Source organism: Leifsonia sp. NPDC056665 (assembly GCF_042791795.1).
GTDB lineage: Bacteria > Actinomycetota > Actinomycetes > Actinomycetales > Microbacteriaceae > Leifsonia.
The window spans coordinates 38,191-50,870 of the sequence record NZ_JBHTXK010000007.1; the positions used below are offsets into that span (position 1 = coordinate 38,191).

The following is a 12,680-nucleotide window of genomic DNA, read 5'->3' on the forward strand; positions in this document are numbered from 1 at the left end:
CGGCACCACAAGCTTACTGGACCTCCCCGTTACACTGCTGTACGTGTCAACGTGGTTCACCAGACGCCGGCCCACGGTCGAGCTGCCCCGCCTCAGCCCGAGGACGCCTCCGGCGACCGTGCGGGTCGACCTGCACGAGGTGATGCCCGACCTGCTGCCGTATCTGGGCCAGGCGGCGTACCTGCAGCTCGAGCAGTTCCAGACGCTGTCGCGGGTGGCCGCCGACACCGAGGGCCTTGCGGCCAAGGAGGTCGTCTCCGTCGCCGCTGGACTGGCGCTCTCCAAGCACCAGGGCATCGTCGCGGAGATCCGCCGGCGCGGCGACGAGCCCGCGGACGTCATGCGGCCGTTCGCCGAGGAGATCGAGGGTTTCCGCGCCCTGCTGGTGGGCTCCGACTGGCGCGAGACGCTGCTGGCCGCCCTGATGACGGGCGGCCTGCTGGACGACTTCTTCATCCGGCTCGCCGGCGGCCTGCCGGGCGACGTCGGCCCGCGGATCGCGCAGCTCCTGGGCGCCGACTCCGGTCAGGAGGGCCTGCTGGAGGTCCTGCGCGGCGAGATCGCCGCAGACCCGCAGCTCGGGTCGCGGCTGGCGATGTGGGGGCGCAGGCTGGTCGGCGACACGCTGCTGGTGGCGCGCTCCGCCCTGCACCTGTCGGGGAACCGCGCGGCCGACGAGGAGCGCATCGAGCCGATCTTCACCGAGTTGATCGCGGCGCACACGCGCCGGATGGACGCGCTGGGCCTGACCGCCTGAGCCTGACCGCCTGAGCGCCGGCCTGACCGTGCAACGGCCTCAGCGGGCGACGGCGCCGCGGGTGAGGGTGTGCAGCAGTTTGTCGTCGTGGGCGGTGCGCAGGCGACCGATGACGAGGTCGGCCACGGCCACGACGAGGGCGGTGCCCACGAGCGTGATCCACCAGATCCAGCCGCCGTTCCACTTCAGGCCGGCCCAGGTGAGGGCGACCCAGAGGATGCACGCGACGCTCACGCCCAGCGCCGGCATGAGCACGGAGCCGTGCGTGTGCCGGTTGGGCAGGAGGTACCGCGCGCCGAGGCCGAGGATGGCGCCGGCGAGTGCGACGAAGAGCAGTTCCACGCTGGCGAATCTAGCCGACGAAGCCGATGCGGCGCGACTCCTCGGTGCCGAGCTCGACGTAGGCGATGCCCGCAGTCGGGACGATGTAGACGCGGCCCTTGTCGTCCGCGAGCTTGAGGATGCCCGTGCCGCTGCTGATTCCGCCCTGGATCTGCTCGGTGAGCTCCTCGGGCGACTGGGACGACTCGAAGCTGAGCTCGCGGGGGGCGTTGACGATTCCGATGCGGATCTCCACGGGATGTGCCTTTCGAATCAGACCGGCGGTTGCGAGTTCAGACTACGGCACGCGGCTCGCGGGCTCCGGTCGCGTTCTCTGTCGGCGGACGCCGTTACCGTGAAGACATGTCCACCCGAGGTTTCCGTCCGCGCGTCGAGGACGCGGCCGGCGGCCCCGCCGTCGCGCTCGACGACGCCCAGCGCGCGGTGCTCGCTCTGCCGGACGGCGCGTCGGCCGCGGTGCTCGGCGCGCCGGGCACCGGCAAGACCACCGCGCTGGTGGAAGCCATCGCCGAGCGCGTGCACGACCGCGGCTATGCGGCGTCGGAGGTCCTCGCGCTCAGCGCCTCCCGCGCCGCCGCGACCGCCCTGCGCGACCGGATCTCGCTGCGGCTCGGCGTTCCGACGCCCGGCCCGCTGGCCCGCACGGCGACCTCCCTCGCCTTCCAGCTCTCCGGCGAGCAGGCCAGGCGCAACGGCTGGGAGCCGCCGCGGCTGCTCACCGGCGGCGAGCAGGACCAGATCATCGCCGAGCTGCTGACCGGTCACCTGGAGGACGGCAGCGGACCGGTCTGGCCTCCCTCGCTCGGGCCGGAGGTGCGCATCCTGCGCGGTTTCCGCACCGAGCTGCGCGAGCTCATCGGCCGCTGCGCCGAGCGCGGCGTGTCGCCGTCGCGGCTGGCCGAGCTCGGCGCGATCACCGGGCGCGACGAGTGGCGCGCGGCCGGCCGGTTCATCGCGGAGTACCAGAACGTCCTCGACAGCTTCCGCGGCGGCTACGTCGACGCCGCCGAGCTGATCGCCTCCGCCGTCCCCGTCGTGGCAGAGGGGAGCACGCTCGACGGCCTCAAGGCGCTGTTCGTCGACGACCTCCAGGAGGCCACCGTCGCCACGATCGCGCTGCTGCGCGCGGTGGCGGCACGTGGCATCGCGGTCATCGCGTTCGGCGACCCCGACGTCGCCTCCACCACGTTCCGCGGCGCGGAGGTCGCGGCGCTCGGCCAGCTCGGCGCGCGGCTGGGCGTGCCGGTGACCCGCGTCGTGCTGGGCACCGCGCACCGTCAGACCCCCGCGCTCCGCGAGCTGACCTCGCGGGTCACCGAGCGGATCGGTGCGGCGGCCGCCGGCGTGCACCGCGTGGCCGTGGCGGGGCGCGAGCAGCCGGAGGACGCCGGCCCGGCCGTCGTGGTCGTGAAGGCGTCGTCGGCTCCGGCCGAGGCCGCGCGGCTCGCCCGGCTGCTGCGCGAGCGGCGGCTGATCGACGGGGTGCCGTGGAACCGGATGGCCGTCGTGGTGCGGTCCGGCGCGCACATCCCGGGCCTCGCCCGCTCGCTCGCCGTCGCGGAGGTCCCGACGACCACCAGCATCGCGGGGCGGCCACTGCGCGACGATTACGCCGCCCGGCAGCTCATCACGATCGCGGGCGTCGCCGTCGGCGCGATCGAGCTGACCCCGGTCGTGGCGACCGAGCTGCTGCTCGGGCCGTTCGGCGGCCTGGACGCGATCAGCCTGCGCCGGCTGCGGCTCGCGCTGCGCCAGGAGGAGCTGGCCGGCGAGGGCAACCGGCCGGGCGACGACCTCCTGGTCGAGGCGCTCGCCACGCCCGCGAACCTCGCCACGATCGACTCGTCGCCCGCCCGCCGGGCCGCGCGCCTGGCCGAGACGCTGCGCGGCGGCCGCGAGAAGGCGGCGGCCGGCAGCACGATCGAGGAGCTGCTCTGGCACGCCTGGGAGCGCAGCGGCCTGGCCAAACGATGGCTGGAGCAGTCCGAGCGCTCCGGGATCGTCGCCGACGAGGCCGACCGGCACCTCGACGGCGTCGTGGCCCTGTTCACCGCTGCCCGGCGCTTCGTGGAGCGCTCGCCCGAGCGTCCGGCCTCGGACTTCGTGATCGAGCTGCTCGGCGCCGAGGTTCCGGAGGACACCCTCGCGGCCCGCACGACCGGCGACGCGGTGCTGGTGTGCACGCCGAGCGCCACGGTCGGCCGGGAGTTCGACGTGGTCGCCGTGGCCGGCCTCCAGGAGAGCGTCTGGCCCAACCTCCGGCTGCGCGGCTCGCTGCTGCACCCGCAGGAGCTGGACGACGCGCTCGCCGGCCGCAGCGCCGACTCCGCGGAGGATGGCCGGGACACCGCCGACCAGCGGGCGGAGGTCCTCAGCGACGAGCTGCGGATGTTCGCCCTCGCGGTCTCCCGCGCCCGGCGCCAGGTGCTGCTCACCGCGACAGCCAACGACGACGAGCAGCCCTCGCCGTTCCTCCGGCTCGCGGGCGACCTCGCGGTCGAGGACGACGATCCCGGCATCCACCCGTTGTCGTTGCGCGGCATGGTCGGCCGGCTGCGCCGCCGGCTGGTGACCACCGGCTCGCCCGATGCCGCCGACGCGCTCGCCAGGCTCGCCGAAGCCGGGGTGGAGGGCGCCGATCCCGCCGACTGGTACGGCCTCGCCGAGCCGTCGACCACCGAGCCGCTGATCGATCTGGACGATCCGGAGGCGAGGGTGAAGGTCTCGCCGTCGCGGCTGGGCACGTTCGAGAAGTCGCCGCTGGCCTGGTTCGTGGACGAGATGGCCGCCTCCCCGAGCGGCCTCGCCGCCGGCATCGGCACCGTGGTGCACGCCGTCATGGAGGAGGCCGCCGCTACCGAGGAGACGAGCGTCGACGTGCTCTGGTCCGGCATCGAGCGGCGCTGGGCGCAGCTCCAGTTCGAGTCGCCCTGGATCGAGGAGCGCGAGCGCCGCCGCACGCGCGGGCTCGTCGGCGGCGTCTCGGAGTATCTGCGCGACTTCGGGCGTGCAGGAGGCCGCCTGCTCGGCTCGGAGGGCGAGTTCCAGCTCGAGCTCGGCCGGGCGCGCATCAGCGGCAAGATCGACCGGGTCGAGGAGACCCCGGACGGCACCGTCGTGATCGTCGACCTGAAGACCGGGCGCACGGTGCCGACGGCCGCGGAGACGGCGTCGCACGCCCAGCTCGGGGTGTACCAGCTCGCGCTGGAGCACGGCGCCGTCGAGGCGGCGGAGCTGCCGCCGGGCGGCGCGAAGCTGCTGTTCGTGGCCAAGGGCGTCCGCGGCAAGGCGTACCGCGAGGTCGTGCAGGAGCGCGTCGACGCGGAGGCGCTCGTCCGGCTGGAGGAGCGCGTGGCGCAGGCGGCCGACGGCATGGCCGGGGCGACGTTCGCGGGAGTGGTCGACCTGGGCGATCGGGACCCGCACGCGGCCTACGGGTACCGCATCCATCTCGTCCCGGCGGTCAGCGCATGACCGAGGGAACGGGCATGACCAGGCGAGCGGGCATGACAGGGGAGAGGGCACAGTGAACGACGACGGACTCCTGGAGCTCGCCGAGGACCAGCCCGGCCTCGACCTGGTCGAGCTGGCCTTCGCGGCCGAGGCCGAGGCTCCCGAGCCGCAGCGCCCTGCCCGCCGCCTGAGCGCGGCCGAGATCGCCGACGCGCTCGGCCTCCCGCGGCCGACACAGCAGCAGCAGGCCGTCATCGAGGCGCCGCTCGCTCCCGCGATCGTGGTCGCCGGCGCGGGCAGCGGCAAGACCGAGACGATGGCGAACCGGGTGGTCTGGCTGCTCGCCAACGGGCTGGTCCGGGTGCCGGAGGTACTGGGCCTGACCTTCACCCGCAAGGCGGCCGGCGAGCTCGCCGAGCGCATCCGGCGACGCATCGAGCAGCTCGCGGCCTCCGGGCTCACCGACGTGGTCTTCGACCCGTTCGACGCGCCGGAGGTCGCGACGTACAACGCGTTCGCCAACGCGATCTTCCGCGAGAACGCCCTGCTGATCGGCCGGGAGCCCGAGTCCGCCATCCTCAGCGAGGCCTCCGCCTGGCAGCTCGCCCGCCGCGTCGTCGTGGGCTGCGACGACGAGCGGCTCGTGGAGCTCGACAAGAGCGTGGACGCGGTCACCACCGCCGTCCTCGACCTCAGCCGTGCGCTCAGCGAGAACGTGGCGGACGCCCGCGACGTGCACCGCATGGTGGAGGGCTTCGGCCGGCTGCTCGAGCTGCCCACCGGCAGCGGGCGGGTCAAAGACGCCTACGCGTCGGTCCGCACCGCCGTGGCGTCGGTCGGCTCGCTGCCCCCGCTGCTCGACCTCGCCGAGCGGTTCGCGGACGAGAAACGGCGACGCGGCTTCGTGGAGTACTCCGACCAGGTCGCTCTCGCCCTGGCGGTGTGCGAGCGGCTGCCGGAGGTCGTCGCGGACTACCGCCGCCGTTACCGCGTCGTGCTGCTGGACGAGTACCAGGACACCTCGGTCGTGCAGACCCGGCTGCTGTCCGCGCTGTTCTTCGACCAGGCCGTGATGGCGGTGGGCGACCCGCACCAGTCCATCTACGGCTGGCGCGGCGCGAGCGCCGCCAACCTGGGCCGGTTCGCCCTCGACTTCACCGGGCGGAAGGACGGCGCGGCCGCCTTCGCGCTCAGCACGAGCTGGCGCAACCCGACGACGGTGCTGGACGCCGCGAACGCGCTCGTCGCCCCGCTCTCGGCCGACTCTCCCGTGCACGTCGAGCAGCTGCAGCCGCGGCCGGGCGTGATGGCCGGCGAGCTCGACCACGCCTTCGGGCAGACCGTCGAGGACGAGGCCGCGGCGATCGCCGAGTGGCTGCGCGTCCGGCTGGCCCAGCGGGATGCGCAGGGACAGCCGGCCTCGGCCGCCCTGCTCTGCCGCTCGATCAAGAAGATCGACGCATTCACCGGTGCGCTCGCGGCGCGGGGGGTGCCCTTCCACGTCCTCGGGCTCGGCGGCCTCCTGGAGCAGCCCGTGATCGCCGACCTGGTGAGCGCGCTGCGGGTCATGCACGACCCGACGGCGGGCTCGGAGCTGATCCGGCTGCTGACCGGGGCGCGCTGGCGGGTGGGCACGCGGGACATCGCGGCGCTGCGCCGGGTGGCGAGCTGGCTGGCCGCGCGCGACCACCGGTTCCAGACCCTCGACCCCGACGTGCGCGACCGGCTGCGGGGCTCCGTCGTGGCGGAGGAGTCGGCCTCCCTGGTCGACGCGCTCGACTTCGTCGTGGAGGCGCCGGAGGGCCACGGCCGGCTCGGCGATTTCAGCGCGACCGGCCTGGAGCGGCTGCGGGCTGCGGGCGGACAGCTCGACCGGCTGCGCTCGCGGGCCGGCCTCGACCTCCTCGACCTCGTCACCCTCGTGCAGCAGGAGCTGCGGCTCGACATCGAGGTCGCGGCCAACGAGTCGGCCCAGCTCGGCCAGGCCTCCCTCGACGCCTTCGCCGAGCAGGTGGCGTCGTACCTCGCCAGCGACGACCGGGCCACGCTCGGGTCGTTCCTGGCCTGGCTGGCGGAGGCCGAGCAGCGCGACAACTTGGCACCGCGCAGCGAGGACGCCGAGCCCGGCACCGTGCAGATCCTGACCATCCACGGCGCGAAGGGCCTGGAGTGGGACGTCGTCGCGGTGCCGCGTCTGGTCGAGGGCGAGCTCCCCGGGCCGCCGCAGAGCAAGCGCGGCTGGCTGGCGTTCGGCCAGCTCCCCAACGAGTTCCGCGGCGACTCGGCCGAGCTGCCCGTGCTGCCGTGGCGCAACGCCGAGGACCAGAAGCAGGTGGACGAGGCGATCTCCGCGTTCGAGGCCGCCAACGTGGCGCGCCACCTGGAGGAGCAGCGCCGGCTGATCTACGTCGCCGTCACTCGCGCGCGGCACAGCCTGCTGCTGACCGGCTCGTACTGGTCGACGCAGTCCCGGCCGCGGTCGCCCGGCGCATACCTGCTGGAGCTGCAGCAGGCCGGGCTGCTGCCCGAGGACGCCTTCCCGCCGTGCGACGAGCCGGACGAGAACCCGCTGTCGCCCGAGTCGCGCACGGTGCTCTGGCCGCTCGATCCGCTCGGCGTGCGCCGCACCAGGGTGGAGGCCGCAGCGGCGGCGGTGCAGGCCGCCACGGAGCGCGGCCCGGGCGACGGCGGCGTGTACGCCCTGGACGTCGACCTGCTGCTCGCCGAGCGCGCCAGACGCGAGGCGGAGGACGGCCTGGTGGAGCTGCCCGCGCGCATCCCGGCCTCCCGGTTCAAGGACTTCGTGAGCGACCCCGCCGGCGTCGCCGCCCAGCTCCGCCGCCCGATGCCGGAGCGGCCCTACCGGCAGACCCGGTTGGGGACGCTCTTCCACCGCTGGGTGGAGGAGCGTTACGGAGTCGCAGGCGGCGCGACCGACGCGCTCGACGCCGCCGTCGCCGAGCTGGACGATCCCGCGGGTGAGCTGCTCGGGGCGGAGGCGCTGGCCGAGCTGCAGGCGACCTTCGCCGCGAGCGAGTGGGCCGACCGGGCCCCCGCCGAGGTGGAGCTCGAGATCCACGTCACGCTCGCCGGCCAGGTTGTCGTCTGCAAGCTGGACGCCGTCTACGCGGTGGACGACGGTCGCCACGAGGTCCAGATCGTCGACTGGAAGACCGGCAAGGCCCCCCGCGACGCCGCCGACCTGGAGCGCAAGCAGCTCCAGCTCGCCCTCTACCGCCTCGCCTACGCGAAGCACGCGGGCATCGACCCGGCGCGCATCGACGCCGTCTTCTACTTCGTGGCCGACGACCGCGTCGTCCGCCCGGAGCGGCTGTACTCCGAGGCCGAGCTGGTCGAGCTGTGGGCGGGAGTGCGCGGCGCCTAGATGTTAGGGCCCCCGCTCGGCTGCGCTCAGCCGGCCTGGTCGTCGACCGGGCGCATGCCGCCGGGCCGGACCGACGCGCGGTCGCCCGGGGTGCGGTCGAGCAGTGCCTCGACGTCGTCGATCGCCATGATCGGCCCGGTGGCCGTCGAGAGCGGGGTGACCGTGTTGCTGTGCACGCGGTCGACCAGGCCGTCGAGCATCTGCACGGCGTCGTCCACGATGCCCTGGTCGCGCAGTTCGCGGCCGTGCAGCAGCCAGCGGGCGACCTCCAGCTCGGCGTACAGCATCGCGCGCTGGGTGAACTGCCGGTCGGTGGCGACCTGGCGGGTGGAGGCATAGGCGAGGAGCGCGCCGTCGGTGGCGTCCGGGTTCATGGCGAGCAGCCAGTGCAGGTCGCGGGCCGGGTCGCCGACGCGCAGCGCCGACCAGCCGAGCACACCGGTGACGGACTCGCCGTCGACCAGGAACGAGTCGGCGGTCAGCGCCCCGTTGATCACCGTGGGCTGGAACTGCCACACCGAGTGGTCCGCGACGGCGTCGCGCCAGCGGTCGCGGAGCGCGGCGGGCAGCTTGCCGGTCGCGGCAGCCGACTCGATCAGCGCCGCGGTCGAGGACAGGCACTCGGCGGCGGAGAGGACGGGGAGGCCGGCCTCCCCGACGAAGCTGGTCGGGAGGGTGTGGATGGCCGCGATGGCGTGGCCGATCGACCCGGCGAGGCCGTCGCCCGGCGGCACGTCCTCCACGGCGACGTGGTCGCCCGGCAGGAAGTCGTAGACGATGGCGCGCGTGCCGCCGACCGGCGCCTGGCCGAGGTAGGTCGGCACGTCGAACGGGAGGCGGCTGCGGATGCCGGTGGTGAGCGCGCGCAGCGCGACCAGGTCGGAGCTCTGCTCGGTCTCCGCCGCCTGGGTGAGCGGGAGGCGCACGATGCGGGCGCTCCCGTCGGCCGCGGTGAGCAGCGCGGCGTCGAACTCGCCCGCGCCGTCTGCGGTGTGCGCGCGGGTTCCGGTGACAGTCAGGTCGGGCACGGCCGAGCTGGCCAGCGCGGCTAGAGTGAGTGGGGATCTGGCCATGCACCTAGGCTAAATGGACATCCGCGCGTGGGCAGTTCCGCCACGCCTTGCATCTTTCTCCACGCCTCGAAGGGATCCCGATGTCGTCCGCATCGACGTCCGTGCTGCCGCTCGCCGCGCTCCCGCTCTCGCGCCATGCGATCGACCGCGATCACGCCGCCCGCTCCCGGCCTGCGCTGTTCGACGAGCTGTGGGAGGAGCCGGCGACCCGGGTCCTCGCGCTCTGGAAGGGCAGGGCGCTGCTGACGCCGGAGAGCGTGGCCGCCGCGACACCGTCGTCCGACGGCTGGAGCGCGCCGGACGCCGGGCCCGCAGAGCTCGACCTGCTCCCGGTCGAGCGGGTCACGTCCGCGCTCCTGCGCGTGTACCTCGGCCGCACGCTCGTGGACGTGCCTGGCCAGCCGGCCGGCACTGCTGTCGTCCTGGAGGTGCTCACCGACGCCGCCGCGACCGAGCTGGAGCCGGACGAGGCGCGCTGGGGCAACCTCCGCACCGTCGCCACCGCCCTGAGCGACCGCGACGCCGGGCTCTTCACCGAGGCCCTGGCGATCGCGAACTGGCACGCCTCGCACACGCACTGCCCGCGCTGCGGCACGCCGACCGTGGTCGAGCAGGCCGGCTGGGTGCGGCGCTGCTTCGAGGACGGCTCCGAAGTCTTCCCGCGCACCGACCCCGCGGTCATCGTCACCGTGCTCGACGCCGACGACCGGCTGCTGCTCGGCTCGAACGCCATGTGGGAGCACTCCCGCTACTCCCTGCTGGCCGGGTTCGTCGAGCCGGGGGAGTCGTTCGAGTCCGCCGTCGAGCGCGAGATCTTCGAGGAGGCCGGCGTGCGGGTGACCGACGCCAGGTACAAGGGCTCGCAGCCGTGGCCGTTCCCGGCCTCCGTGATGGTCGGGATGACGGCGCGGCTCGCCGACGACCAGCACCCTGCCGCGCTCGCGCCGGACGGCGAGGAGATCCTCGACCTGCGCTGGTTCAGCCGCGACGAGCTGTGGGAGGCGCGCGAGCAGATCATCCTGCCCGGCCGCTCCTCCATCGCCCGCGCGCTGATCGAGGACTGGTACGGCGGCCCGCTCGACGAGCCTCCCGCGTGAGCGCGACGTGAGCACCGCGACAGCACAGGGTCCGGACGGCCTGCTGGGCGGCCTGGACGCGCAGCAGCGCGTGGCCGCCGAGGCCCTCTTCGGGCCGGTGTGCGTGCTGGCGGGCGCAGGCACGGGCAAGACCCGCGCGATCACCCACCGGATCGCCTACGGCGTCGCCTCCGGCGCGTTCACGCCGAACCGGGTGATGGCACTGACGTTCACCAACCGCGCGGCCGCCGAGCTCCGCGGGCGGCTGCGGCAGCTCGGAGCCGGGGGCGTGTCGGCACGAACCTTCCACTCCGCCGCGCTGGCGCAGCTCAACTACTTCTGGCCGCAGGTGGTGGGCGGCCAGCTCCCCAGCGTCCTCGACGGCAAGGGCCGCGTGCTCGGGCACGCCGCCGAGAAGCTCGGGCTGCGCGTCGACACCGCGACCCTCCGCGACGTCGCCGCCGAGATCGAATGGCGCAAGGTCTCCAGCATGGGCCTGGAGGAGTACGCCGCGGCGCTGGCCTCGCGCCCGCTGCCCGGCACCCTGAAGGCCGAGCAGCTCGTGGACTTCCACCGCGCGTACGAGGAGCTCAAGGACGAGCGCAAGCAGATCGATTTCGAGGACGTCCTGCTGGTGTGCGCCGGGATGATCGAGACCGAGCCGTCGGTGGCCATGCAGGTGCGCGAGCAGTACCGCTACTTCGTGGTGGACGAGTACCAGGACGTCTCCCCGCTGCAGCATCAGCTCCTGCGGCTCTGGCTGGGCACCCGCAAGGACCTCTGCGTCGTCGGCGACGCGAGCCAGACCATCTACTCGTTCGCGGGGGCGCGCAGCGAGTACCTGCTGGACTTCGAGCGGGAGAACCCGGGCGCCACCGTCGTGCGGCTGGAGCAGAACTACCGGTCGGCGCCGTCGGTCATCGACACCGCCAACCGGCTGATGCGCGGCCGCTCCGGCGCGCTGACGCTGAACGCCGTCCACGAGGCGAAGGCGGGGGACGAGGTCCCGCCGCCTGCAGTGTTCGAGGACGACCGGGCCGAGGCCCGCGCCGTCGCCCAGAGCATCGCGGCGCAGCTGGAGGCCGGCGCCAAGCCGGAGGCCATCGCCGTCCTCTACCGCGTGAACGTGCAGGCCGCCGCGCTGGAGCAGGCGCTCGGCGATCTCGGGATCAGCTACCAGCTCCGCGGGTCCAAGCGCTTCTTCGACCTGCCGGAGGTGCGTCAGGCGGTCATGACGCTGCGTGCGGCGAGCGTCGCGGCGACCGACGAGCCGCTGTTCAAGTCGGTCAGCGACGTGCTGCGCACGCTCGGCTGGTCGGTGCAGCCGCCGGAGGGCCGCGGCGCCGTTCGGGCGCGCTGGGAGTCCCTCAACGCGATCATGGGGCTCGTAGACGAGATGCCGGAGGGTGCGACGTTCCGGCGCTTCACCGACGAGCTGATGGCCCGCCAGGCCGGCCAGCACGAACCGACGATGTCCGCCGTGACGCTGGCGACGCTGCACGCGGCGAAAGGCCTGGAGTGGGACTCCGTGTACATCGTCGGTCTCTCGGAGGGACTGGTGCCGATCAGCTACGCCGCCAGCTTCGAGCAGATCGACGAGGAGCGCCGCCTGCTCTACGTGGGCGTCACGCGCGCGCGGCGCCGGCTGCGGCTGAGCTGGGCGCAGCGCGGAAGCCAGCCGGGGCGGCCGGTGTCGCGGCAGGCGTCGCGGTTCCTCGCCGAGCTGGCGCCGGTGCGCGCGGCGGCGCCGCGAGCGGACTGAGGCAGCCGCACTCGGGATGCGGCTCCCAGCGCCGCTCCGACCAGCGCGCGGCGACCGCGTCGTAGCGCGCCGCGGCGTCGGAGCGTCCTGGAGCGCCGCTCACCAGGGCGAGGACCGCGCCGGCCGCGGCCGACGCCGCCGCTGCGCAGACCAGCTCCGTCTCGCCGGGCAGCGGCCGGGTGTGGAGCTGGGCCGCGAGCGCCGGCCAGGCCGGGTCGGCGTCCCTGCGGTGGAGGTCGACGCAGCGCAGGCAGGCGCCGTCGCCCGGCCGCACGAACGGCCCGATGGTCACCCCGCCGTCGCCGAACACCACCGCCAGGTGCGGGATGTCGCGGCGCAGCCAGCGCTGGTGCCGGTGCGGCGCGATCGCGAAGGCGCCGACGACGACCGCGGCCGCCGCGAGGTCGACCGCTGGATCGTCGGCGCCCAGACCGCTGCGCGCATCGACCCCGGCCTCCCGCAGCAGGGCGAGGATGCGGGCCGCAGTGGGGCCTGCACCGTCGAGCACCACGATCGGCGCGTCGCCGCGCCGCGCCTCCGGCGGCGACTCCAGCACCGGTCCCAGCCGCGCGAGCAGGGCGTCGACCGCTGCCGGCCCCGCTCCGGCGCCGCGGGCGATCATCCGCAGCGCGCTGGGCGTCGCCCCGGCCGAGAGGGCGGAGATCATCCGCTCCTCCGCGACGCCGACCGGGTCGAGGATCAGCCGAGGCCGTTCGACGCCGAACTGGAGGGCGCGCGGCGAGCGCCACACGCGGGGGATGCGGGGATCGAGCTGGTGGACCATCCCGCCATCCTGATGGGTCGGAACCCCCGAATACGGGTTATCCACAGC

Annotated in this window: 8 protein-coding genes and 1 pseudogene; 5 read left to right on the top strand and 4 right to left on the bottom strand. The window is 74.3% G+C overall.

The window, feature by feature from the left end; translation table 11 throughout:
- Positions 1–43: 43 nt before the first annotated feature.
- Positions 44–757: a ferritin-like fold-containing protein gene (locus ACFQ9V_RS09145; protein WP_382458856.1), complete on the top strand. Its 714-nt coding sequence runs from the start codon at positions 44–46 to the stop codon at positions 755–757.
- A 39-nt stretch (positions 758–796) separates the two neighbouring features.
- Here the strand turns inward: ACFQ9V_RS09145 and ACFQ9V_RS09150 are convergent, their stop codons facing one another.
- Both ACFQ9V_RS09150 and ACFQ9V_RS09155 read right to left on the bottom strand, forming a co-directional pair.
- Positions 797–1,099, bottom strand: a complete 303-nt coding sequence (locus ACFQ9V_RS09150) for a hypothetical protein (protein ID WP_382458857.1) — start codon at positions 1,097–1,099, stop codon at positions 797–799.
- 10 nt (positions 1,100–1,109) lie between these two features.
- Positions 1,110–1,334 carry a DUF3107 domain-containing protein gene (locus ACFQ9V_RS09155; protein WP_382458858.1) on the bottom strand — a complete coding sequence of 75 codons (225 nt, stop codon included), beginning with the start codon at positions 1,332–1,334 and terminating at the stop codon, positions 1,110–1,112.
- A 107-nt stretch (positions 1,335–1,441) separates the two neighbouring features.
- On the opposite strand from ACFQ9V_RS09155, the gene ACFQ9V_RS09160 reads away from it, so the two are divergent.
- Together ACFQ9V_RS09160 and ACFQ9V_RS09165 are read left to right on the top strand one after the other, a co-directional pair.
- Complete coding sequence (locus ACFQ9V_RS09160; RefSeq protein WP_382458859.1) at positions 1,442–4,573, top strand: ATP-dependent helicase; 3,132 nt, start codon at positions 1,442–1,444, stop codon at positions 4,571–4,573.
- Between the two features lie 52 nt (positions 4,574–4,625).
- A complete protein-coding gene (locus ACFQ9V_RS09165; RefSeq protein ID WP_382458860.1) occupies positions 4,626–7,937 on the top strand; it encodes a UvrD-helicase domain-containing protein in 3,312 nt (1,103 codons plus the stop codon).
- Between the two features lie 26 nt (positions 7,938–7,963).
- Here the strand turns inward: ACFQ9V_RS09165 and ACFQ9V_RS09170 are convergent, their stop codons facing one another.
- Positions 7,964–9,010 carry a phosphotransferase gene (locus tag ACFQ9V_RS09170; RefSeq protein ID WP_382458861.1) on the bottom strand — a complete coding sequence of 349 codons (1,047 nt, stop codon included), beginning with the start codon at positions 9,008–9,010 and terminating at the stop codon, positions 7,964–7,966.
- Between the two features lie 80 nt (positions 9,011–9,090).
- On the opposite strand from ACFQ9V_RS09170, the gene nudC reads away from it, so the two are divergent.
- Positions 9,091–10,107, top strand: coding sequence for an NAD(+) diphosphatase (gene nudC / locus ACFQ9V_RS09175; protein ID WP_382458862.1), 1,017 nt, complete (start codon positions 9,091–9,093; stop codon positions 10,105–10,107).
- A 7-nt stretch (positions 10,108–10,114) separates the two neighbouring features.
- On the top strand, positions 10,115–11,848 hold the full coding sequence (locus ACFQ9V_RS09180; RefSeq protein ID WP_382458863.1) for an ATP-dependent helicase: 1,734 nt from the start codon (positions 10,115–10,117) through the stop codon (positions 11,846–11,848).
- Here the strand turns inward: ACFQ9V_RS09180 and ACFQ9V_RS09185 are convergent.
- Positions 11,805–12,632: pseudogene (locus ACFQ9V_RS09185) on the bottom strand (TOMM precursor leader peptide-binding protein); the annotation flags it as partial. The gene ACFQ9V_RS09180 and the pseudogene ACFQ9V_RS09185 overlap by 44 nt on opposite strands.
- Positions 12,633–12,680 lie beyond the last annotated feature (48 nt).